General features: G+C 72.5%; 19 protein-coding genes. 4 read left to right on the top strand and 15 right to left on the bottom strand.

All coding sequences use genetic code 11. The annotated features are described in order from the left end of the window. Position 1: 1 nt before the first annotated feature. The 10 genes from ACZ4XX_RS29715 to ACZ4XX_RS29670 all read right to left on the bottom strand — a co-directional run bounded on the left by ACZ4XX_RS29715 (position 2) and on the right by ACZ4XX_RS29670 (position 12046). Complete coding sequence (locus tag ACZ4XX_RS29715; RefSeq protein ID WP_468510947.1) at positions 2–580, bottom strand: dihydrofolate reductase family protein; 579 nt, start codon at positions 578–580, stop codon at positions 2–4. Positions 581–778: 198 nt separating this feature from the next. Continuing rightward, entirely contained in the window at positions 779–2116 is a 1338-nt protein-coding gene (locus ACZ4XX_RS29710) for a pseudouridine synthase (RefSeq protein ID WP_468510946.1), read from the bottom strand. After that, a complete protein-coding gene (gene scpB, locus ACZ4XX_RS29705; RefSeq protein WP_468510945.1) occupies positions 2116–2721 on the bottom strand; it encodes an SMC-Scp complex subunit ScpB in 606 nt (201 codons plus the stop codon). The genes ACZ4XX_RS29710 and scpB overlap by 1 nt, the downstream gene beginning before the upstream one ends. Further along, positions 2718–3935 carry a segregation and condensation protein A gene (locus tag ACZ4XX_RS29700; RefSeq protein ID WP_468510944.1) on the bottom strand — a complete coding sequence of 406 codons (1218 nt, stop codon included), beginning with the start codon at positions 3933–3935 and terminating at the stop codon, positions 2718–2720. The genes scpB and ACZ4XX_RS29700 overlap by 4 nt, the downstream gene beginning before the upstream one ends. 44 nt (positions 3936–3979) lie before the next feature. Further along, positions 3980–4489 (bottom strand): hypothetical protein, encoded by a 510-nt coding sequence (locus ACZ4XX_RS29695; RefSeq protein ID WP_468510943.1) that lies wholly within the window; start codon positions 4487–4489, stop codon positions 3980–3982. After that, positions 4474–5499, bottom strand: coding sequence for a ParA family protein (locus ACZ4XX_RS29690; protein WP_037637819.1), 1026 nt, complete (start codon positions 5497–5499; stop codon positions 4474–4476). Before ACZ4XX_RS29690 ends, ACZ4XX_RS29695 begins: the two co-directional genes overlap by 16 nt. Before the next feature lie 449 nt (positions 5500–5948). Continuing rightward, on the bottom strand, positions 5949–7064 hold the full coding sequence (ald, locus tag ACZ4XX_RS29685; RefSeq protein ID WP_468510942.1) for an alanine dehydrogenase: 1116 nt from the start codon (positions 7062–7064) through the stop codon (positions 5949–5951). A 147-nt stretch (positions 7065–7211) separates the two neighbouring features. Next, entirely contained in the window at positions 7212–9197 is a 1986-nt protein-coding gene (locus ACZ4XX_RS29680; RefSeq protein WP_468510941.1) for a tetratricopeptide repeat protein, read from the bottom strand. Positions 9198–9684: 487 nt separating this feature from the next. Next, on the bottom strand, positions 9685–10311 hold the full coding sequence (locus ACZ4XX_RS29675) for an NUDIX domain-containing protein (protein WP_468510940.1): 627 nt from the start codon (positions 10309–10311) through the stop codon (positions 9685–9687). 76 nt (positions 10312–10387) lie between these two features. Beyond that, on the bottom strand, positions 10388–12046 hold the full coding sequence (locus ACZ4XX_RS29670) for a CTP synthase (protein ID WP_468510939.1): 1659 nt from the start codon (positions 12044–12046) through the stop codon (positions 10388–10390). A 649-nt stretch (positions 12047–12695) separates the two neighbouring features. On the opposite strand from ACZ4XX_RS29670, the gene ACZ4XX_RS29665 reads away from it, so the two are divergent. From ACZ4XX_RS29665 to ACZ4XX_RS29655, 3 genes are all read left to right on the top strand, one after another. Further along, complete coding sequence (locus ACZ4XX_RS29665; RefSeq protein WP_468510938.1) at positions 12696–14498, top strand: glycoside hydrolase family 15 protein; 1803 nt, start codon at positions 12696–12698, stop codon at positions 14496–14498. A 166-nt stretch (positions 14499–14664) separates the two neighbouring features. Next, a complete protein-coding gene (locus ACZ4XX_RS29660; protein WP_468510937.1) occupies positions 14665–16047 on the top strand; it encodes an FAD-binding oxidoreductase in 1383 nt (460 codons plus the stop codon). A 155-nt stretch (positions 16048–16202) separates the two neighbouring features. Further along, positions 16203–17831, top strand: coding sequence for a PucR family transcriptional regulator (locus ACZ4XX_RS29655; RefSeq protein ID WP_468510936.1), 1629 nt, complete (start codon positions 16203–16205; stop codon positions 17829–17831). A 78-nt stretch (positions 17832–17909) separates the two neighbouring features. Here the strand turns inward: ACZ4XX_RS29655 and ACZ4XX_RS29650 are convergent, their stop codons facing one another. The 5 genes from ACZ4XX_RS29650 to ACZ4XX_RS29630 form a co-directional block, all read right to left on the bottom strand. Then, a complete protein-coding gene (locus tag ACZ4XX_RS29650; protein WP_468510935.1) occupies positions 17910–19001 on the bottom strand; it encodes a glycosyltransferase family 4 protein in 1092 nt (363 codons plus the stop codon). A 282-nt stretch (positions 19002–19283) separates the two neighbouring features. Beyond that, positions 19284–21035 (bottom strand): DNA repair protein RecN, encoded by a 1752-nt coding sequence (recN, locus tag ACZ4XX_RS29645; protein ID WP_468510934.1) that lies wholly within the window; start codon positions 21033–21035, stop codon positions 19284–19286. Between the two features lie 142 nt (positions 21036–21177). Beyond that, on the bottom strand, positions 21178–22101 hold the full coding sequence (locus ACZ4XX_RS29640) for an NAD kinase (RefSeq protein ID WP_468510933.1): 924 nt from the start codon (positions 22099–22101) through the stop codon (positions 21178–21180). Then, entirely contained in the window at positions 22098–22913 is an 816-nt protein-coding gene (locus ACZ4XX_RS29635; protein ID WP_468510932.1) for a TlyA family RNA methyltransferase, read from the bottom strand. The genes ACZ4XX_RS29640 and ACZ4XX_RS29635 overlap by 4 nt, the downstream gene beginning before the upstream one ends. Before the next feature lie 7 nt (positions 22914–22920). Next, entirely contained in the window at positions 22921–23220 is a 300-nt protein-coding gene (locus ACZ4XX_RS29630; RefSeq protein ID WP_468510931.1) for a hypothetical protein, read from the bottom strand. A 43-nt stretch (positions 23221–23263) separates the two neighbouring features. On the opposite strand from ACZ4XX_RS29630, the gene ACZ4XX_RS29625 reads away from it, so the two are divergent. Continuing rightward, on the top strand, positions 23264–23611 hold the full coding sequence (locus ACZ4XX_RS29625; protein ID WP_468510930.1) for an SCP2 sterol-binding domain-containing protein: 348 nt from the start codon (positions 23264–23266) through the stop codon (positions 23609–23611). Positions 23612–23701: the final 90 nt, after the last annotated feature.

Raw genomic sequence — 23701 nt, 5'->3', positions numbered from 1 at the left:
GTCAGCGGCGCACCCGATAGCGCAGGTGAAGCACCCGGTCGCCCTGAACCACGTCAGGATCCTCCAGCAGGTGCTGCGCGTGGACCGACCCGAAGTAGCGCTTGCCCGACCCGAGCACGACGGGTACGACGTCCATGCGCACCTCGTCGACCAGGCCCGCGGCAAGCACCTGGCCGCCGACGTCGCCCGCGGCGACCTCGACGATGCGGTCACCCGCGAGCTCCTGCGCCTTCGCCACGGCTGCCTCGACGCCGTCGACGAAGTGGAACGGCGCCTCGCGGTCCCAGCCCTCGGGCTCCGGCCGGTGCGTCACGACGACCACGTGGTCGATACCGCCCGGAGGCTTCCCGTCCCAGCCGTCGGTCAGGTCGAAGACGTGGCGGCCGACGACGGTCGCCCCGATCCGGTCCCAGTACGACCGGGTGTAGTCGTACGACGTCTGCGACACCTTCAGCACGCCGCTCTCGTCCAACGGGACGTCACCGCTGGACAACCACGCGAACAGCGGTCCCGGCCGGTCGTTGTCGTCCGCGACGAAGCCGTCCACCGACACCGAGCTGTACATGACCACCTTGCCCACGGGGCACTCCTCTGCTTCGGGGTGCCCCGAACCAGGCCCCCGTGAGCCGTCGCCCCGGTAACGACCTGGGGCACAGCGGCACAGCGGATGGCGTCCGATGGTCCCCGAGGCCGTACCAGAACGGGGAAGCCCGCGACCGACGGACGGTCGCGGGCTTCCGCGGAGAGGGGCAGGCCGGGGCCTGCGGGCCTCGGGGCCTTACATGCCGACTTCCTTCATCAGCATGCCGACCTCGGTGTTGGTGAGCCGGCGCAGCCAGCCCGACTTCTGGTCGCCCAGACCGATCGGGCCGAAGGCCGTACGGACCAGCTTCTCGACCGGGAAGCCCGCCTCGGCGAGCATGCGGCGCACGATGTGCTTGCGGCCCTCGTGCAGCGTGACCTCGACCAGGTAGTTCTTGCCGGTCTGCTCGACCACGCGGAAGTGGTCGGCCTTGGCGTAGCCGTCCTCCAGCTGGATGCCGTCCTTGAGCCGCTTGCCGACCTCGCGGGGCAGGGGGCCGGTGATGGCGGCCAGGTAGGTCTTCTTCACGCCGTACTTCGGGTGCGTGAGGCGGTGGGCCAGCTCGCCGTGGTTGGTGAGCAGGATGATGCCCTCGGTCTCCGTGTCGAGCCGGCCGACGTGGAAGAGACGCGTCTCACGGTTGGTGACGTAGTCGCCGAGGCACTGGCGGCCGTCCGGGTCCTCCATGGTGGAGACGACGCCGGCCGGCTTGTTCAGCGCGAAGAACAGGTACGACTGGGTGGCGACGGTCAGGCCGTCCACCTTGATCTCGTCCTTCTCCGGGTCGACGCGCTTGCCCTGCTCCAGGACGATCTCGCCGTTGACCTCGACGCGGGCCTGCTCGATGAGCTCCTCACAGGCACGCCGCGAACCCATGCCGGCGCGGGCGAGGACCTTCTGCAGCCGCTCGCCCTCCTGCTCGGCGCCGGGGAAGGTCTTCGGGGTCTTGATCTCCGGCCGGTTCTCGTACCGCTCCCGGTTGCGCTGCTCGATCTTGGCGTCGAGCTCACGGGAGCGGGCCGGGGCCTGGCGCTGGCCGTGCGGGCCACGACGGGGCGGCATGCCGCCCTGAGGGGCCTTGGGGCCGCCCTTGGCGCCGCCGCGGGCCGCGGAGCCGCGCCCCTTCTTCGGGGCCTCGGCGGGGGGGCTCACGTCGTAGGAGCGCTCCTCGGGGCGAGGCCGACGGGGGTTGCTCGGGCTCTTCTGGCCGTCACGGCCGCCGCCCTGGTAGCCGCCACCGCCACCGCCGCCCTGGTAGCCACCGCCACCGGAGCCGCTGCCGCTGCCGCCACGGTAGCCACCGCCACCGCCGCTGCCGGAGCCGCTGCCGCCGCGGTAACCACCGCCACCGCCGCTGCCACCACGACCGCCACCGCCACCGCTGCCACTGCCGCCACCGGAGCCCCGGTAGCCGCCACCGCCGGCGCCGCTGCCACCACGGCCGCCACCGCTGCTGCCGCCGCGGCCGCCGCTGTTGCCACCACGGCTCCCGCCGTTGTTTCCGCTGCTGTTCCTGCCGCTGCTGCTTCGCATCAAACTTCCGTCTTGTCGTCGTCGTCCTCACGATCCGGTGCATCCGGATCGAACGACGGGACCCCTTCCAGTGAGTCCGGCTCGACCGCCTCCGCCTCGGGGAGGAAGGGCGCGAGCTCGGGGAGCTCGTCCAGGCCACGCAGGCCCATCCGCTCCAGGAAGTAGTTCGTCGTCCTGTACAGGATCGCACCTGTTTCGGGTTCCGCGCCCGTCTCCTCCACCAGACCCCTCTGGAGGAGGGTCCGCATCACGCCGTCGCAGTTCACTCCGCGGACCGCGGAGACCCGGGAACGGCTGACCGGCTGGCGGTACGCGACGACCGCCAGGGTCTCCAGGGCCGCCTGGGTGAGCCGGGCCTGCTGGCCCTCCAGGACGAAGGCCTCGACGGCCGCGGCGTGGGCGGCACGGGTGTAGTAGCGCCAGCCCCCGGCCACCTGTCGCAGCTCGAAGCCGCGGCCCTGGACGGTGTACTCGTCGGCCAGCTCGCGCAGCGCGTCGGCCACCTCGCGGGGCGTGCGCTCCAGGACCTTGGCGAGATGCACCTCGGTGGCGGGCTCGTCGACGACCATGAGGACGGCTTCGAGAGAGGGCTTGAGGTCGCTCATGCGGTGTTCTCCTGGTCGAACTCGTCGGTCACGGCCCCCGCGGGATCCGTCTCCCCGCCGGTCCAGGAGACCGTGAGGTCCCCCAGGGCGGTCTCCTGGTCGAGGGCGACGGCCTTCTCCCGGTAGAGCTCCAGGAGGGCGAGGAAGCGGGCGACGACGGTGAGGGTGTCGTCGCCGACGTCCTCGATGAGCTCCCGGAAGAGCGCCGTCCCGCGCTCCCGCAGCAGCGAGACGACCACGGCGGCCTGCTCGCGGACGCTGACGAGCGGGGCGTGGATGTGGTCGACGTACACCTGCGGCTCGGCCCTGGGCTGCATCGCCTTGACGGCCAGCCTGGCGAAACCCTCGGCGCCGATGGAGATGACGACCTCGGGGAGCAGCTCGGCGTGGTGGGGTTCGAGTCCGACGGTACGGGGATGGCGGCGGCCCTCGGCCTCCCAGCGCTCCTCGAAGATCGCCGCGATGCGTTTGTACGCGCGGTACTGGAGGAGCCGGGCGAAGAGCAGGTCGCGCGCCTCCAGGAGCGCGAGGTCGGCCTCGTCCTCGACCTCTGCGGCGGGCAGCAGCCGGGCGGCCTTGAGGTCGAGCAGGGTGGCGGCGACGACGAGGAACTCGGTGGTCTGGTCGAGATCCCCGTCGGGCCCGAGGGCCCGCAGATGCGCCATGAACTCATCGGTGACCTGGGAGAGGGCGACCTCGGTGACGTCGAGCTTGTGCTTGGTGATCAGCTGGATCAGCAGATCGAAGGGCCCCTCGAAATTGGCCAGCCGCACGGTGAACCGCCCGTCCCCGCCGTCACCCGCGGGTACGCCCGCAGACGGGCCCTCGGGCCCGGACGCGGCCACGGGTTGGGGCCCGGACGCGACCGCAGGCCCGGACGCGGCCACGGGCTGGGGCTCGGGCTCGGCCCCCGGCGCGACGTCGGGCTCGACACGCAGCGGAGCCAGGGCCTCACGCCCGGACACGACCACGGGATCCGGCTCGGGCCGGGACGCGGCCCCGGCCTCCTCCGCGACCCCGCGGTCGGCAGGGGCGGTGGGGGCGTCGGGGGCGGTGGAAGCCCCCGTGTCCCCCGTGTCCCCCGTGTCCCCCGTGTCCCCCGTGTCCCCCGTCGACGCCGCCGGAGCGGCAGCCGGCCCCTCCGGCTCGCCCGGGCCGCGGCCCAGGGCGCGGCGGCGTGGCGGACGGGACGTTTCGTCAGAGGCGTGGTGCATGGAGGTCCAGGAGAACGGGGAGCGCGGCAGCCCGCAGGCTACCGTCAGCGGCCGCGCAGACGGCGCACGAGGATGCTCGCGTCGCCGCGTGACTCCAGGTCCGCCAGGACGACCGCGACGGCCTCCCGGACGATCCGGCCCCGGTCCACGGCGAGACCGTGTTCGCCCCGGAGGACGAGACGGGCGTGCTCCAGGTCCATCAGCTCCTCGGCGGAGACGTAGACCGTGATCTTCTCGTCGTGACGCTCACGGCCGCTGGGCCGCCGGTTCGGGGCCCGGCCGCCGCGCCGCCGTGCCGCCGCCGGGGCGGGCACCGCGGCGGTGGGCGTCGCGGGCTTCGGAGCGGCGGCACCCTCGGGCTCCGCCGTCCGGGCGCGCGGCTCCGAGGCCTCGGAGCCCGCCGCCGTGTGCTCCGCGGAGCCCTCGGCCGCCGTCGTGTCGCTCTCGGCCGCGGGTGCCGGGACCGCCCGGCGGGGTGCGGACGCCTGGAGCGCCGTCCCCCCGGTCGTACGGAAGAGTTCGTCGGCCCCGGGCAGACTCACTCGGCGTGACACCGGGCGAGCACCTCCCTGGCGAGCTGACGATAGGCGGCGGCGCCCACGGAGTTGGAGGCGTACGTGGTGATGGGCTCGCCGGCGACCGTGGTCTCCGGGAAGCGCACCGTCCGCCCGATGACCGTGTGGTACACGTGGTCGTCGAAGGCCTCGACGACGCGCGCGAGGACCTCACGGCTGTGCACGGTACGGGAGTCGTACATCGTGGCGAGGATGCCGTCGAGCTCCAGCTCGGGGTTGAGCCGCTCCTGGACCTTCTCGATGGTCTCGGTGAGCAGCGCCACTCCGCGGAGCGCGAAGAACTCGCATTCCAGCGGCACGATGACCTTGTGAGCCGCCGTCAGGGCGTTCACGGTCAGCAGGCCGAGCGAGGGCTGACAGTCGATCACGATGTAGTCGTAGTCGTTCATCAGCGGCTTCAGGGCGCGCTGGAGCGTCGACTCGCGCGCCACCTCGCTGACGAGCTGGACTTCGGCGGCCGAGAGGTCGATGTTGCTCGGCAGCAGGTCCATGTTGGGTACGGCGGTCTTGAGGAGGACCTCGTCCGCCGACATGCCCCGCTCCATGAGCAGGTTGTAGACGGTGAGGTCGAGCTCCATCGGGTTCACGCCGAGGCCGACCGACAGGGCTCCCTGCGGGTCGAAGTCGACGAGCAGGACCCGTCGTCCGTACTCCGCGAGCGCGGCACCCAGGTTGATGGTCGACGTGGTCTTGCCGACGCCGCCCTTCTGGTTGCACATCGCGATGATCTTCGCGGGTCCGTGGTCCGTGAGGGGACCGGGGATCGGGAAGTACGGCAGGGGCCGTCCCGTCGGGCCGATCCGCTCGCGGCGCTGGCGGGCAGCGTCGGGTGCGAGGGTGGCCGCGTACTCGGGGTCGGGCTCGTACTCGGCGTCGGGGTCGTAGAAGTGCCCCTCGGGCACCTCGTCAAAGGCGGCGAAGTGGGTGGACTCTCGGCCCATCTCGTTGCCGGCCGTGGCGTTCACGTGTAGGCCGTCCATCGTCTTCATCGTGTGGGCTGTCGTCATGGGCTGGTGCGTCGCGAAGGTCCGCACCGCGACGGAGCCGATCGGAGCACCTGGCGCACCGCTCCCGGGAGTAATTGTCGACTCATTCACAAGTCGTCTTACCTCCTTGGATGTCACCAGGAACATTTATCGATAGGTCAGCGTGGCACCATGCCGACGGTTGGCGACTCTATGGCGTGTCACCGCTCCGCAGCAACACAATCCGCCGGACCCGGCCCGATGTGTCGGCAACCGAACACCTCTCTGTCAAGGGTGCGCAGGCATGCATCCACACGTTTCAGGGGTGTGCGAAACGGTTAAAGGGTTACGTTCGAGGCGAGTTGGCCGAACGTTCCGCCGGGTCCGGACACACATCCGGCCGGACCTTGTCGAACAAGGTCCGGCCGGGTGTGCGGCATTGACGGCACGCGTTGACGGCGGCGCCGCGAGGGTCAGCCCAGGAGGGTGTTCAGCTCGACGTGCTCCAGGCCGTGCGCCTCGGCGACCTCCTTGTAAACCACCTTGCCGTCATGGGTGTTGAGGCCCAGGGCGAGCGCGGCGTCGCGGCGCAGCGCCTCGGCCCAGCCGTTGTTCGCCAGCGACACGATGTAGGGCAGCGTGGCGTTGGTGAGGGCGTAGGTGGAGGTGTTCGGAACCGCGCCCGGCATGTTGGCGACGCAGTAGAAGACCGAGTTGTGGACCTGGAAGGTCGGCTCGGCGTGGGTGGTCGCGTGCGAGTCCTCGAAGCAGCCGCCCTGGTCGATCGCAATGTCGACAAGGACACTTCCGGGCTTCATCTTGGCGACGAGCTCGTTGGTGACCAGCTTCGGGGCCTTGGCGCCCGGGATGAGGACGGCGCCGATGACGAGGTCGGCCTCCACGACGGCCTTCTCCAGCTCGTAGGCGTTGGAGACGATCGTCTTCACCTTGGTGCCGAAGATCTTGTCGGCCTCGCGGAGCTTGTTGATGTCACGGTCGAGCAGGGTCACGTGGAAGCCCATGCCGACGGCGATCTGGGTGGCGTTCCAGCCGGAGACGCCGCCGCCGATGACGACGCACTCGCCGGCATGGGTGCCGGGGACGCCGCCGGGGAGGACGCCGCGGCCGCCGACCGAGCGCATCAGGTGGTAGGCGCCGACCTGCGGGGCCAGGCGGCCCGCGACCTCGGACATCGGGGCGAGCAGCGGGAGGGCGCGGTTCGCGGTCTCCACGGTCTCGTACGCGATGGCGGTGGTGCCGGACTCGAGGAGCGCGTCCGTGCACTCGCGGGAGGCGGCGAGGTGCAGGTAGGTGAAGAGCGTCTGGTCCTTGCGGAGGCGGTGGTACTCCTCCGCGATCGGCTCCTTGACCTTGAGCAGCAGGTCGGCGGTGGCCCAGACCTCGTCGGCGGTGGGGAGGATCTCGGCGCCGGCGGCGACGTACTCCTCGTCCGTGATCGAGGAGCCGACACCGGCGTTCTGCTCGACGAAGACCTGGTGGCCGTGGCGGACGAGCTCGTGGACACCGGCGGGGGTGATGGCCACGCGGAACTCGTTGTTCTTGACCTCGCGGGGGATGCCGACCTTCATCGTCGATCACGGTCCTTGAATCAGGGGGGATACATGGGGCACTGCGATACATACCCGGATGCACTGCGGCGCACCGGGGCAGACCACGTTCGAACGCGGCGCACCCAGTCTAATGAAGGAGTTCCCGCTGTCTAGCCTTTCAAAGTACTAATCTTCGATCGACCCACTGCGGATTTCGTAGGCAGAAGATTCCGTTTCCAGCAGTCTCTCGGCTGCGGACCGGTGCAGCCGGGCCGCGGCCGGGTCGCCGAGCCGGTCGAGGGTGTCGGCGAGCCGCAGCTGGAGCGCGGCCTGGAGCCGGGTGTCCTGGGCACGCCTGGCCCACTCGACGGCCTCCTCGCAGGTCCGGAGGGATTCCTCGGGCCGTCCCGCGTACTCCTGGACCCTGGCGGCCTCGCTCAACGCCCGCGCGTAGCCCGGGAGATCGTCGAGCCGCCGGTAGCCGGCCGCGGCGGCCCGCCAGTTCCGCAGGGCTTCTCCGTACCGGCCCGCGTAGGTATGTACGGCGCCGAGGCGGGCGTACAGCCTGGCCTGATCCGCTCGCTCGTCCCGGGCGAGGCGCTGGGCGAGAGCCCGCCCGTACCAGTCGCCGGCCCGCTGCCAGTCCCCCAGCTCCTGATACGAGCCACCTACGGATTCCATTGCGCGACCGGTCGCGTACGGGTCATTTGCTGCGCGTCCGGCATCCAAAGCCGACCGATATCGCAGCAGAGCCTCCTTCGTCCTGCCGGTACGGGCGTCGAGGTCGGCCAGGTTCAGCAGCGCTGCGGCCCGCTCCCGGTGCAGCCCGCGCCGCTCTGCCACGTCCAGGACCAGCTGATGGAGCCCGTACAACTGGGGCGCCGCCGCCTCGGCCCCCCGGTGCGCGGCGAGCGCCCTGACCAGGGAGGCGACGAGCCGGCGGGCGAGTGTGTCCAGCTCCCCGTCGGCAACGGCCAGCCGGGCGGAGGCCAGCAGGAACGACTGCCGGGAACGCAGCCAGTCGGCACCCGCGGCGGCGTGGGGGAAACGCAGGGCGCGCGGCAGACCGGCCAGCTTCCGGCGGGCCGGCGAGCCCTCGGGTTCGGTGACCGCACGGCAGGACTGGAGGAGCCGTACGGTCCGCTCCAGCATCCGGGCCCGGGCGAGCTGCACCTCGGCGGGCCGGTCGCGCTCCTCCAGCTGAGCGCGAAGGAGGGGGACGAGATGGCCGGGGACCTCGTACTGCCCGTCCTCGCCGCACTCGAGGAGCCCCAGGGCGGCGAAGTCGGCGAGGGTGGTCGCGGCGGCCGAGACGGAGCAGCCGGCCAGGGCGGAGGCCGTGTGGGCGTCGGCCCGGCCGAGGGGCGCGAGGGAGAGGTAGCGCAGTATCCGGGCGGCGGTCGCGGGCAGCGCCTCGTGGGCGAGCGAGAAGGCACGTGTCAGCGGATCGCCACTGAGCGCACGCAACCGCTTCGCCAGGTCGGCGACGGACGCCTTGGGCCGGGTGGAGAGCCAGCCGCCGGCGAGCACGACCGCGGCGGGCAGCCCGCCGCACTCCTCGACGAGCGTCTCGGCGGCCTGCGGATCGACGGTGATGCGTACGGAGCCGGTGAAGGCGGTGAGCAGCTCGATGGCCGACTTGGGGTCCAGCCCGCCGAGGGTGCAGGGCCGTACGTCGGGAATCCCCGTGAGCGGTCCCCTGGCGACCCCGATCACCAGGGAATCGGGGTTGTCGGGGATGAGCGGATCGGCGTGCTCGGCGTCGACGGCGTCGTCGAGCACGAGAACCGCACGGCGCTCCCCGAGCGCCGTGCGGACCAGCTCGGTCAGCTCGTCCTCGGCGGCGCCGGGGGGCTCGGCGACCCCGAGCACGGCGAGGAGTTCCTGGGCGACGCGGGCGGTGGGCACGGGGTCGCCGCCGGGCTCGGTGAGCCGGGCACGGAAGATCCCGTCGGGGTACTGGTCGGAGAGTCCGGCGGCGAGTTCCTCGGCGAGCGCGGTACGTCCGGAGCCGGGCTTGCCCGCGACGAGGAGGACACGGGCGCGGGGTGCCTTACGGCCGGTGAGGGTGTCGAGGCCGGTCCGCTCGATGTCGGCGCGCAGGGCCTTCAACTCCCGCTGTCGGCCGAAGAACTGCCGGCTGCCGGCCGCCGCCACCGCCTGATCCGTCACGGGCCACGCTCCCGTCCACCTGCGCACGAGCCGATCCCGCGTGGGGGCTCCGCACGGGCGATCACGAGCGTAGTTCAGGGCGCGCACCGGACCTGGCGGAGCACGACGAACACGTCCCCCGATCGGATCAGCGGATCTTCACACCACACACCCTCCCGGAGCGACCCGCACCGGCACCACCCACCGCACGGGCTGCGCCCGCCACCCCCGCCGTGCGGGCGATCGTCCCGCTTGGGGGTCCCCCTGGACGAAGTCCTTGGGGGAGGAACGAATGCCCACGACGGAGTGGGCGAGGGTGGGAGCCGCTTCGGCGGGGCGGAGGGCCACAACGAGGCGTGGGGAGCGGGCACGGCCCCGGCGGAACCGCTGCCCGCAACGGGGGGCGACGACCCGGGTGGGTGTCAGGGGCCCAGCAGTCGGGCCTCTCCTGCGGGGCCCGGGGCCGTAAGACCCCGAATCCACAAATCTCAGACCCCCGGCCCCCGCGCTACGCCTCGAACGGTCGCGCCGGCCAAGCCGCATCCGCCGCCCGGAGCTCCCCCACACCCCCGCCCGCCCGCGCCGCCGCCAGCGACAGCACTCCCACCACCAGGCAGTTGTTGTGCAGTTCCCCCGCCAGGACCCCGCGTACCAGCTCTGCCAGCGGCACCCGCGCCAGCTCCATGTCCGCCTCCTCCTCGGAGACCTCGTACCGCTCCCCCTCCGCCTCGGAGAGCCCGCGCGCGAGGAAGATCCGTACGGCCTCGTCGCAGCCGCCCGGAGTCGTGTAGACGTCGGTCAGGACCCGCCAGTCCTCGGCCTTGACGTGCGCCTCCTCGTAGAGCTCGCGCTGGGCGGCGTGCAGCGGGTTCTCGCCGGGCACGTCGAGGAGTCCCGCCGGGATCTCCCAGAGCTTCTGCCGCACCGGATGCCGGTACTGCTTGAGCAGCAGGACCCGGTCCTGGTCGTCGAGGGCCAGGACGGCCACCGAGCCGGGGTGGACCTGGTAGTCGCGGCGCGCCACCGTGCCGTCCGGCATGACCACGTCGTCCGTGCGGACACTCGTCTTGTTTCCCTGGAAAGGGGTCGTCGTCGCGACGACCCGCCACTCCTCCGGGGTGTCCTTCAACTCCATCTGCGTCCTCCCACACACGAAAACCGGGGTACTGATCCGTCAGGACCCGTACCCCGGCAACGTTAACGCGCGGCGACTACTCGGCCGGCTTGCCCGTCTTGCGCTCCACGGCCGCCTTCACCAGACCGGCGAAGAGCGGGTGCGGACGCGTCGGGCGCGAACGCAGCTCCGGGTGCGCCTGCGTGGCGACCAGGTAGGGGTGGATCTCGCGCGGGTACTCGACGTACTCGACGAGCTTGTTGTCCGGGGAGGTGCCGGAGAAGACCAGACCGGCCTTCTTCTCCAGCTCCGCGCGGTAGGAGTTGTTGACCTCGTAGCGGTGACGGTGGCGCTCGTCGACGTACGGCTGGTCGCCGTAGACCTCACGGACGATCGAGCCCTCGGCGAGCTTCGCCGGGTACAGGCCCAGGCGCATCGTTCCGCCCAGGTCGCCGGCGCCCTCGACGAACGCGAGCTGCTCCTCCATCGTCGAGACGACGGGATGCGCGGTGGCCGGGTCGAACTCGGTGGAGTTGGCCTCGGGGATGTCGGCCAGGTTCCGGGCCGCCTCGATGACGATGCACTGGAGGCCGAGGCAGATGCCGAGCAGCGGCACCTTGTTCTCGCGGGCGTACTGGATCGCGCCGACCTTGCCGCTCACACCGCGGTCGCCGAAGCCGCCGGGGATGAGGACGGCGTCGACGTCACCGAGCTGCTTCTTGGCGCCGGCCGGGGTCTTGCAGTCGTCGGAGGTGACCCACTTGACCTTGACGCGGGCCTTGTTCGCGAAGCCGCCGGCCCGCATGGCCTCGGTGACCGAGAGGTACGCGTCGGGCAGGTCGATGTACTTGCCGACGAGCGCGACGGTGACCTCGTGGTCGGGGTTGTGGACGCGGTCGAGCAGGTCGTCCCAGGTCGTCCAGTCCACGTCGCGGAACGGCAGGTCGAGCTTGCGGACGACGTACGCGTCCAGGCCCTCGGTGTGGAGCACCTTGGGAATGTCGTAGATCGACTTGGCGTCGATGGCGGCGACGACCGCGGCCTCGTCGACGTCGCACATCAGCGAGATCTTGCGCTTGATGGAGGTGGGGACCTCACGGTCGGCGCGCAGCACGATGGCGTCGGGCTGGATGCCGATGTTGCGGAGCGCGGCGACGGAGTGCTGGGTCGGCTTGGTCTTCAGCTCGCCGGAGGGGCCGATGTACGGGAGCAGCGAGATGTGCACGACGAAGACGTTGTCGCGGCCGACCTCGTGGCGGACCTGGCGGACGGTCTCCAGGAACGGCAGCGACTCGATGTCGCCGACCGTGCCGCCGACCTCGGTGATGACGACGTCGACGTCGTCGGTCGCCATGCGGCGGATCCGGGACTTGATCTCGTTGGTGATGTGCGGGATGACCTGCACGGTGTCACCGAGGTACTCGCCGCGCCGCTCCTTGGCGATGACCTGCGAGTAGACCTGGCCGGTGGTGACGTTGGCCGAGCCGTCGAGGTCGACGTCGAGGAAGCGCTCGTAGTGGCCGATGTCCAGGTCGGTCTCGGCGCCGTCGTTGGTGACGAACACCTCGCCGTGCTGGAAGGGGTTCATCGTGCCCGGGTCGACGTTCAGGTACGGGTCGAGCTTCTGCATCGTGACCCGCAGGCCCCGGGCCTTGAGGAGCGCACCCAGGCTGGAGGCGGTCAGGCCCTTGCCGAGGCTGGAGGCGACACCCCCGGTGACGAAGATGTGCTTGGTCGTCGTGGTTTTGGGCGGCATCGCCAAGAGGGGGCTCCCGTGGTCGCGTTCTGGAGGTGCGTACCGGCGTCCCCTCCGGAAGAATCGGGGGGTGCCGTCGCTGCGGTTTCGGGGTCCTCGGCTGTCGCCGTTTCCCACCGGTCCACGGGGTACCAGGGTATCAGCGACATCGGGAGGCCGCTTCCGGCCACACGCGGCAGTCGGGTGTTCACGGACGGCGACCCCGGGGTGGGCGGAGTCTCCCGGCGGATCCGGGGAAGGGTCCCCTACCGGGTGGGGGGAGCGGCCTCCCACCGGGCGGAAGGGAGGAGTTCTCACTGTCTCTCACCTGCGACGCACAGGATGCCCGCCGGATCTTCCGGCAGGCGTTCCGACCGTGCCTGCCCGCACGACAGGCGGACCTTCCACCGGCGAACCGGACTCGTTCACCTGATCGGAGCAACGCCGTTACCGGCGTGATCACCGGGTCACTAGGGTGCGACGTATCCTGCTCGGACATTGCCCGCCGAGCGGGCCGGCCAGCGGCATCACCCCGCCCGTCACCCGGACCAAGAGCTCGTCGAAGATCCCTTGACCGCTGACACACGCAGACCCGGCTGACACACCCAGCCGGCGCATCTGAGCAAGCGCCCCGCGGGGCGGACGTGGCCGTTCGACTGGAGTGAAGCACGTGGCCGGGCGCATCGAGGATTACGCACTCATCGGAGACATGCAGACCGCCGCCCTGGTCTGCCGCGACGGCAGCGTCGACTGGCTGTGTCTCCCCCGATTCGACTCCCACGCGATCTTCGCCGGGCTGCTCGGCACCGAGGAACACGGATTCTGGCGGGTGGGCCCCGCCATGCCCGCCGACGCCGAGCCGGCCCCGGCCGACCGGCGCCGCTACCGGGGCGACTCGCTGATCCTGGAGTCCGAGTGGGACACCCCGCGCGGGACGGTCCGGGTGACCGACTTCATGCCGCCGCGCGACGGCGCCCCGCAGCTGATCCGGATCGTGGAGGGCGTCTCCGGCCGGGTCCGGATGCGCTCCTCGCTGCGCATGCGGTTCAGCTACGGCCGGATCGTGCCGTGGGTCCACAAGGTCGGGGACCGTACGGTCGCCGTCGCCGGGCCCGACTCGGTGTGGCTGGACACCGACGCCGAGACGCACGGCAAGGACCTCACGACGTACTCCGACTTCACCGTGAACCCCGGTGACCGGATCACGTTCACGCTGTCCTGGCAGCCTTCCCACAAGGAGCCGCCGGCGCTTCCGGACCCCGAGGGCTCCCTGGAGGCGACCGCCGACTTCTGGCGCGAGTGGGTCGAGCACTGCACGTACCACGGCCCCTACCGGGAGGCCGTGATCCGTTCCCTGATCACCCTGAAGGCGCTGACGTACGCGCCGACCGGCGGCATCGTGGCCGCGCCGACCACCTCCCTGCCGGAGGAGATCGGCGGCGTCCGCAACTGGGACTACCGCTACACCTGGCTGCGCGACGCGGCGATCACCCTCTCCTCCATGCTCCGCACCGGCTACCGGGAGGAGGCCCGCGCCTGGCGGGACTGGTTGCTCCGCGCGGTCGCCGGCGACCCGGAGAACCTGCAGATCATGTACGGCATCGCCGGCGAGCGGGAGCTCGGCGAGGCGGAGCTCGACTGGCTCCCCGGCTACGAGAACTCGGGCCCGGTCCGGGTCGGCAACGGCGCCGCCAACCAGCTCCAGCTGGACGTATACGGCGAGGTCACCGAGGCCCTCCACCTCGCGCACATGACGGGCCTGTCCCGCAACGACTACGCCTCGCTCCTCCAGATCAAGCTGATCAACTACCTGGAGAAGCACTGGGACCAGCCCGACGAGGGCATCTGGGAGGTCCGCGGCCCGCGCCGGCACTTCGTCCACTCCAAGGTGATGGCCTGGGTGGCCGTCGACCGCACGATCAAGCTGATCGAGTCCGGGGACGCGGACGGCCCGCTGGAGCGCTGGCACGCGCTGCGCGACGAGATCCACCGGGACGTCTGCGAGAAGGGCTACGACCCCGAGCGGAACACCTTCACGCAGTCGTACGGCTCCAAGGAGCTGGACGCCTCGCTGCTGCTGATCCCGCAGATGGGCTTCCTGCCGCCGGACGACAAGCGGGTCATCGGCACGATCGAGGCGATCCAGCGCGAGCTGTCCACGGAGGACGGTTTCGTGCTCCGCTACCCGACCTCCGGCGAGGAGGCCGGCGTCGACGGCCTGGAGGGCGACGAGGGCGCGTTCCTCGCCTGCTCGTTCTGGCTGGCCGACGACCTGGCGATGATCGGCCGGGTCGACGAGGCACGCTCGCTCTTCGAGCGGCTGCTCGCGCTCCGCAACGACCTGGGGCTGCTCGCCGAGGAGTGGGACCCCAGGCTCCAGCGGCAGGTCGGCAACTTCCCGCAGGCGTTCAGCCACGTGCCCCTGATCGACACGGCCCTGCGCCTGACGGCGAGCGGGGCGTACGGCGGCTGACGCCCCCCGCGCAGGACGGCCTGACGCGCCCCCGCGCGCGGCGTGACGTGCCCCCGTACCGGACGGGGGCCTCCCCCTCGCTGGACCGCTGCCGCGGTCCCGCGCGGGGGAGGGTGCCCGGACCTAGGATGAGAAGGTCCCGTCCCCCGTACGAAAGGGGGCTCCCATGGGTCCCCACATCTCCGAAAGCGCCCTGGCAGGGCTTGTCGACGACCTGGCCGGCGAGGTGATCATCCCCGGCGGTCCGGGCTACGACGCGGCCCGCACCCTCCACAACGGCATGATCGACCACCGTCCCTCGGTGATCGCCCAGTGCGAGAGCCAGGCGGACGTGTCCAACGCGATCCTCTTCGGCCGCGCCTGCGACCTCCCGATCGCCGTGCGCGGCGGCGGCCACAGCGTCGCCGGGACCTCCGTCATCGACGGCTCCCTCGTGGTCGACCTGCGGCGGATGCACACGGTCGTCGTGGACCCGGAGAACATGACGGTTCGGGTCGGCGGCGGGACGACGATGGGGCAGATGGACCACGCCTGCCAGCCGTTCCACGTCGCGACCACCGGCGGGCGGGTCTCCACCACCGGGATCGGCGGCTTCACGCTGGGCGGCGGGTCCGGCTGGCTGGAGCGGAAGTTCGGCCTCGCCAGCGACAACCTGCTGGCCGCCGACCTGATCACCGCCGAGGGGAAGCACGTCCACACCGACGCCGAGGAGCACCCCGACCTGTTCTGGGCGCTGCACGGCGGCGGCGGCAACTTCGGGGTGGCGACCTCGCTGACGCTGCGGCTGCACGAGCTGCCGCGTATGAGCATCGTGATGCTGTTCTTCCTGCCCGACTCCGCGCCCGAGGTGGTCCGCACCTTCCGGGACATCGCCGTCGCCGCCCCGGACGAGGTGGGCGGCGGGGCGATCTACCTGCCGGCGCCGCCCGAGCCGTTCGTCCCGGAGGAGCTGGTCGGCAGGCTGTTGTGCGGGACCCTGCTGACGTACGCGGGGCCGGTCGAGGAGGTACGGGAGCTGGCGGCGCCGCTGTTCGCCCTGAAGCCGGTGATCGAGATCGTCATGGACATCCCGTACGCGGAGCTGCAGTCCATGCTCGACGACCCGCCCGGGCTGCGGAACTACTGGTCGGCCGAGTACCTGACCGCCTTCCCGGACGAGGCCGTGGACCTGTTCTGCGAGCGAGGCGCGGGGATTCCGCTGCCCGCGGCCACCCAGCACGTGCTGTTCGTGCAGGGCGGCGCGGTGACGGCCGGGGCCGCGCCCTACCCGCAGCCGTGGCGCGCCGCGCCCTGGGCGGTGCACCCGTTCGCGACCTGGGAGGACCCGGCGATGGACGAGGCCGAGATCCAGTGGGTGCGGGACGTGCGGGCGGACGTGCGGCCGTGGGCGATCGACTCGGTGTACCTGAACTTCGTCGGCGCCGAGGGCGAGCAGCGCGTGGTCTCCTCGTTCGGCGAGGAGAACTACCGCCGGCTCGCCGGCGTGAAGGCCGCGTACGACCCCGACAACGTGTTCCGCTTCAACCAGAACATCGTCCCGGCCGCCTGAGGTGGCTCGCCGGAGGTGACGCAGGACACACTCGACACCGGGTCGCGCAATTACCGCCGCGAGTGGACGAGTTGTCGCCCTCGGCGACGAACCGTCCGGTCCCGTGACCGTGGGGTGATGTCGCCGGATCACGGACGCGGGTAGCGTCCGGCTCCATGGACGATCAGGGCGGAATCACCGTGCAGCGGGCGCTCGAACTCCCGGGCCTGCGCAGCGGGCTCCCGGAGGTCGTGGCCGGCGCGGACCGGCTGCAGCGCACGGTGCGCTGGGTGCACGCGGGCGAGGTGCCGAACATCGCGTCGCTGCTCAAGGGCGGTGAACTGCTGCTGACCACGGGCCTCGGGCTCGGCACCCGGCCGGCGGAACAGCGTGCCTTCGTGCGGCGGCTCGCCGACCGGGGCATCGCGGCGCTCGTGGTGGAGCTGGGGCCGCGCTTCGCCCGTCTCCCCTCGACGATAGTGGAGGCCGCGCGGGCCGCCGGTCTGCCCCTGGTGCAGCTGCACCGCGAGGTCCCGTTCGTGGCGGTGACGGAGGAGATCCACACCGAGATCGTCAACGGTCACTACGCGCTCCTGCGACAGGCCGAGGAGGTCCACCGGCAGTGCACGGAGGCACTGCTCGGCGGCGGCGGGATCCCCCAGGTCCTGCGCATCCTCTCGGACTTCGCGGCCAACCCCGTCTTCCTGGAGACCGCCGACGGACAGCTGCTGTACGCGGCGGGCACCGAGTCCGCGCCCGCCGACCCGCTGCAGGTCTGGGACGGGCTGCGCGGCGGCCGGGCGGCCCGCGAATCGGGCCCGCCGACCGGCGCGGTCCTGGTGGACGTGCCCGGCGGCGGCCCCGGTACGTCCTCGGTACGGGCCCGTCTCGTCCTGCTCTCGGTCTCCGGCGCCCTCTCCCCCGTGCACCGGATGGCGGCCGAGCGCGCGGCGGGCCTCCTCGCGGTCGTCCTCATGCAGGCGCGCCAGGAGGAGGAGCTGGCGGCGCGCGGCCGGGGCGACTTCCTGACGGACCTGGCGGAGGGCCGGATCACGGCCGAGGACGCCCCGGCACAGGCCCGGGTCCTGGGCTTCAAGCCGGGCGACGGCCCGCTCCTGCCGGTGGTGATGCGGCTGGCCTCGGAGCTCTCCCCGTCGGGCAACTGGGCCCTCCTGGCCCGCGCGGTCCTGGAGGAGCTGTCGTCCGTGGGTGTCCCGGTCCTCCTGGGCGTCCGCCCGGTCGAGGGCCGGGTGCCGCTGCTGCTCGGCCTGCGCTCGGAGTCGGAGCGCACGGCGGTCGCGGACCGGGTCGCGGCGGCGCTGCGCGCGGGCGTGGAGCGCGCCGGCCTCGAACGCGCCGGGGTGCATCCGCCGGTCGTCGTGGTGGGTGTCGCGGGCAGCTGGGCGGCGGCCTCGGCGGGGCTGCGGCACGCGGCGGAGACGGCGACGGCCGCGCAGGGCCTCTCGGACCTGCCCTGGTACGACGCCCGGCGCCTCGACATCGACCTGCTGCTGTGGCGGCTGCACTTCCACGGGGACACGGTCCTCGCGGCTTTCGTGGACCGTGCGATCGGCCCCCTGCGGGACCACGACCGCACGTCCCGCCCGCCGCTCCTGCCGACGCTGGAGACGTACCTGGCGCACGCGGGCCGCAAGGCGGAAACGGCCCGGGAGCTCCATCTCAACCGCCAGACGCTGTACAACCGTCTGGCCCGCATCTCCGACCTCCTGGGCACGGACCTGGACGACCCCCAGACCGTCCTGGCCCTCTCCCTGGCCCTGAGGGCCCGCCGCCACACGCCGTAGCGGCCCACGGGGCGGTGGGGGCCTGCCCCCACCCGCCTCGCGGAGGGCGGTGGGGCAGGCCCCTCGCGAGGGCCGCGACTACCGCCCCACCAGCTCGTCGTAGACGCTCAGCACGTGTGCCACCGTCTCGTCCTCCGTGGGCCAGGTCCCGGCCTGCACCCGTCCCGCCGCCGCGAGGTCCATCCGCCGCTCCGCGTCGTCGAGCAGCCCGCGCACCACCCGGGCGAGCGCCTCGGCGTCCCCGTACGGCACCAGCTCCGCCGCGTCGCCGACGAGTTCCGGTACGCCGCCCACCGCCGTGGCGACCAGCGGCACACCGAGCCGCAGCGCCTCCTGCGCGAGCAGGGACCGCGCCTCCCACCGCGAGGGAAGCACCGCCACATCGGCGGCCGCGAGCAGCTCGGCGATGTCCTCTCGCCGCCCGATCAGCCGCACGGGCAGCCCCTCGGCCACGATCCGCCGCTGGAGGGCGGCCCGTTCGCGTCCCTCCCCCGCGATGACGAGGAGCGGCTGTGGATCGAGCTCCCGCCAGGACCGGGCCGCGTCGAGCAGCGTCCGGTACCCCCGGCCCCGCTCAAGCGCCCCGACCGCCATCAGCAACGGCCGGTCGACCGCGCCCAGTTCGGCCCGGGCCTTGCCGTCGTGGAGGCAGACGGGCCCGCGCGCGGGCGGGACCGTGACGGGCGCGAGCCGGGCGTCCCGGGCCCCACGGCGGCGGGCCCGGTCGACGAGCTCGGAGGAGGTGGCGAGGACAACGGTCGCGGCCCGCACGGTCCTTCGCTCCAGGAGCCGCAGCACCCCGCCCTGCGCCGCCCCGCGGGCCTGGTTCCGACTGTCCCAGGTCGTCACGAGCGGAGCACGATCGCCGCCCCCGCAGCCGGACAGCGCGAGCGCGGCCCGCACGGACGCCTCCAGGCCGTGCGCGTGGACCACGTCGGCGCCGATGCAGGCGTTACGGAGTGCGGCGACCGTCGCGGGGTCGCCGAGGCGCGGCAGCGGCACGAAGTGTGCACCGGCGCCCAGGTAGTCATAGACGCGGTCGAGTTCGGGCGGGGCGCACACGGTCACCCGCACACCCCTCGCCACCAGCCCCGAGGCGAGTGATCGGACGTGAGCGCTGCTGCCCGCGCTGCCGCCGCCCAGCACTTGGACCGTACGGAGCTGTGTCACGCGCCCAAGGATGCCAGCCCGTACCGCCGACCGTACGCACGTTCCGGCACCGAAGTGGCGTCGTTCCCCTGTACGGAAGGCGTACGGCACCGGGACCCCCACCGCGGGTTCACCCACTCGGGTGAGCGCACAAGGCGGACTCACACGCCCCCGGGGCCCTCTCTCCGCGCAGTGGCGACCCACCCGCCCCCACACCTCCCGATCGCCCATGACCGACCAGGCTGACCGATCGCCCCGACCGACCAGGCTGACCGGCCGGTCGCCCGGCCGGTCCGACCGGTGTCAGACGTCCGCCCGCGCCGTCGCCAGCAGTTCCTCGGCGTGCGCCCGGGCCGTCTCGGAGTCCTCCTGGCCGGCGAGCATCCGGGACAGTTCCCGTACGCGCTCCTCGCCCTCCAGGACCGTGACGCCGGACCGGGTCACCGACCCGTCGTTGGTCTTCTCGACGAGCAGCTGCCGGTCGGCGAAGGCCGCGACCTGCGGCAGATGGGTGACGACGACGACCTGCGCGGTCCTGGCGAGCTTGGCGAGCCGGCGGCCGATCTCGACCGCCGCCTTGCCGCCGACGCCCGCGTCGACCTCGTCGAAGAGGTACGTCGGCACCGGGTCGACCCCGGCGAAGACGACCTCCACCGCGAGCATCACGCGGGACAGCTCACCACCGGACGCGCCCTTGGCGATCGGCCGCGGCGGGGCCCCGGGGTGCGGGGCGAGCAGCAGCTCGACCTCGTCGGCACCGGAGGGACCGTAGGCGACCCGGAGGCCGCCGACCTCGACGCCCTCGGGGTCCTCGGTCTGCCGGATGTCGAAGGACACGCGCGCGTGGGGCATGGCGAGCGAGGCGAGTTCCGCGGTGACCGCGCCGGCGAACCGGTCGGCGGCCTCCGTACGGGCGTCGGTGAGTTGCTGGGCGAGCGCCGACAGATCGTCGCGCAGCCGGTCGCGCTCGGCGGTGAGTTCCCCGATGCGGTCGTCGTCGCCGTCCAGCTCACCGAGCCGGCCGGCGCTCTCCTCCGCCCAGGCGAGGACGGCGACCATGCCCTCACCGTCCCGCCCGTACTTCCGGGTCAGCTGGGTGAGCGCCGCCCGGCGCTCCTCCACCGCGGCGAGCCGCAGCGGGTCGGCGTCCAGGTCGTCGGCGTATCCGGCGAGCTCGGTGGCCACGTCGCCGAGGAGGATGGAGATCTCCCCCATCCGGTCGGCGAGCGCGGCGAGCGCAGGGTCGTGCGACCGTACGGACTCCAGGGCCCGGCCCGCGCCCGCGACCAGGGTCGTGGCGTCGACGGACTCGGGATCCTCGGGAACGCCCGCGAGCGCGGCGTGCGCGAGCGCGGCCGCGGAGGCGAGGGCCTCCGCGTGCCCGAGCCGCTCCGCCTCAGCGGCGAGTTCGGTGTCCTCCCCGCCCCGCGGGGCGACCGCCTCGATCTCACCGAGCCCGAACCGCAGCAGATCGGCCTCCTGGGCCCGCTCCCGCGCCCGTGTGGTGATCTCGTCGAGTTCGCCGGTGACGGCACGCAGCCGCCGGTACGCCTCCGCGTAGGCGGCGAGCGGCACGGAGACGGCCTCGCCCGCGTACCGGTCGAGCGCCCCGCGCTGCCGGGCCGGCTTGAGCAGGCCCTGCTGGTCCGTCTGGCCGTGGACGGCGACGAGTTCGTCGGCGAGCTCGGCGAGCAGCCCGACGGGCACCGAGCGCCCGCCGAGGTGGGCGCGCGAGCGTCCCTCGGCCGAGACGGTGCGGCTGACGAGCAGCACCCCGTCCTCCAGCTCCGCCCCGGCTTCCTCGGCGCGCACGGCGGCGGGCGCGCCCGCGGGCACGCTGATCCGCCCCTCGACGACGGCCGAGGCCGCGCCGATCCGCACCAGGGCCGGGTCGGCCCTGCCGCCGAGCAGCAGGCCCAGACTGGTCACCACCATGGTCTTGCCCGCACCGGTCTCACCGGTCACCGCGGTGAAGCCGGGCGACAGCTCGACCACCGCGTCGTCGATGACCCCGAGCGACCGTATCCGCATCTCCTCCAGCACGCCCCAGACCATACGAGGTTTCCCTGGTGCGATGCGACATCACCCCCGGGCGTAACTCTCCGGCGCGCCGCTCGTTCGCTCCCGCCGGAGCCTGCCGACCGGGGGCGTACGTGAGCGAGCGCCCCCGTCAGGGGCAGCGGACGGGGCGCGTACGTCAGCGAGCCCCGCCCCGCCACCCGGACACGGGCAGGGCGAACTTCGCGACGAGCCGGTCCGTGAAGGAGGCGTGGTGGAGCCGGGCGAGCCGGACCGGCACGGCACCCCGCCGCACCTCCACCCGCGCTCCCGCCGGGAGTTCCACCGTCCGCCGCCCGTCGCACCACAGCACCCCGTGCGGGGTGTGCGGCTCGACCTCGACGGCGAGCACCGACTCGGGGGTGGTGATGAGCGGCTTGGCGAACAGGGCGTGCGCCCCGATCGGGACCATGAGCAGCGCCTCGACCTCGGGCCAGACGACCGGGCCGCCCGCCGAGAAGGCGTACGCGGTCGACCCGGTCGGTGTCGCGCAGATCACCCCGTCGCAGCCGAAGCCGGTCACCGGGCGCCCGTCGATCGCGAGGACGACCTCCAGCATCCGTTCGGGGGACACCTTCTGCACGGCCGCCTCGTTGAGCGCCCAGTCGCGGTGCAGGACGTCGCCGTTCTCGTACACGACGACGTCGAGGGTCATTCGCTCCTCGACCTCGTACGCCTTCGTCACGACCCGGTCGACGACCTTGTCGAGGTCGTCCCGCTCGGCCTCCGCGAGGAAGCCGACGCGGCCGAGGTTGACGCCGAGCATCGGGACGCCGGACGCGCGGGAGAACTCGGCGCCGCGCAGCAGGGTGCCGTCGCCTCCGAGGACGACGAGGAGTTCACAGCCGTCGAGGGCGTCGGAGCAGGCCTCCTTCACCTTCTCGACGGACGGCGGCAGCGGAAGGTCCTCCGCCTCGGCCTCCAGGACGCGGACGCCGATGCCGCAGCGCAGCAGTCCGAGGACGACCAGTTCGGCGCTGCGCACGGCGGCCGGCCTGCCGGTGTGTGCGAGCAGGAAGACGGTACGTGGTGCGGTCTCTGATGCTGCTGCCGTTGAGCTCAACGAGGTCCTTCCGCCACGGCGCGGTCGACATCCGCCGGATCCAGCGCGGGCGCGCCTGCCCGCAGCCACAGAAAGTACTCGACGTTGCCGGAGGGGCCGGGCAGCGGGCTCGCGGTGACGCCCAGGACGCCGAGGCCGAGCTCGGCGGCACGCCGGGCGACGTTCTTCACGGCGTCGGCGCGGAGTTCGGTGCTTCGGACGACTCCGCCCGTGCCGAGCCGCTCCTTGCCCACCTCGAACTGCGGCTTCACCATCAGGACGAGGTCGGCGTCGGGCGCCGTACAGGCCGCGAGGGCGGGCAGGACGAGGCCGAGCGGGATGAACGAGAGGTCGCCGACGACCAGGTCGACGGGCACGCCGTCGATCGCGTCGACTGTCAACTCGCGTACGTTCGTACGGTCCTTCACGGTGACGCGTTCGTCGCTCTGCAGCGACCAGGCGAGCTGCCCGTAGCCGACGTCGACGGCGACGACATGGGCGGCGCCGGCCCGCAGCAGGACGTCGGTGAAGCCACCGGTGGAGGCCCCGGCGTCCAGGGCGCGCCGGCCCTCGACCTTCAGCCCGAGCGGGACGAAGGCCTCGAAGGCCCCGGCGAGCTTGTGACCGCCGCGCGAGACGTAGTCGGGATCGGAGTCGTCCTGGACGACGACGATGGCCGCGGCGGTCTCGACCTGGGTGGCGGGCTTGGTGGCGACGGTCTTGCCGACGGTCACCCGGCCCGCGGCGATCAGCTGGCTGGCGTGCTCGCGCGAGCGCGCGAGCTTGCGCCGGACCAGCTCGGCGTCGAGACGGCGGCGTGCCACTCCTGCCACGTTCGGTTCAGCTCCTGTTTTCGTACGGACGAGGGGCGGGGTGCGCGTCGAGCGAGGTCAGCTCGGCGCGCAGTCCACGGTGTACATCCTCGTACACCTCCAGGTGTCCGTCCGCCGGGAGGTCGTCCACCTCGGCGAGACGCGCCAGACGGGCGTCGACCCCGGGGTGCCCGGTGAGCTCCCGAACGACCTCCAGCGGCGCGGCCGCGGCGGGCTCGTGGGCGCCGCCTCGCGGGGCCGCCGTGTCCGACGCCTCGGGTTCGGAGATCTCGTCCACGGGCTCGGGCTCGGCCATCGCGTCGTTCATGGTCCCGACGCTACCGCGAACCCCTGGGGTACGGTCGAAGGCGATGGCGACGATCACGGAGTGCCGCGACGCACTCGACACACTCTCGGACAACCTCGCGCGGGCGGACGGGGACGTACGCGGCGCGGCCGCGCTCGACCGCACCCTGAGCTGCCACATCACCGACCTGGACACCACCTTCACGGGCCGCCTCACGGACGGCCGGATCAAGGTCCAGTCCACGGTGTCGGGCCCGCCGCCGGCCAAGGCTCAGATCCGGCTCGCGATGACCGGCGACGACCTTGTGGCGATGGTGGGCGGAGACCTGAACTTCGCGAAGGCCTGGGCCTCGGGCCGGGTCAGGCTGGAAGCCGGCTTCCGCGACCTGCTCCGCCTCCGCTCCCTGCTCTAGGTCCTGTCGTCACACTCCCGTCGTCGCCCGAAGGGCGGCCCCGCGGCGTCAGGTGCGTGCTCTCGGCGCGCCGGGCACAAGTCCTCGTAC

The sequence above is a fragment of the Streptomyces sp. NPDC029956 genome (assembly GCF_055574655.1).
Note: the sequence above shows the minus strand (reverse complement) of the source record. Positions and strands in the feature narration are given on the sequence as shown.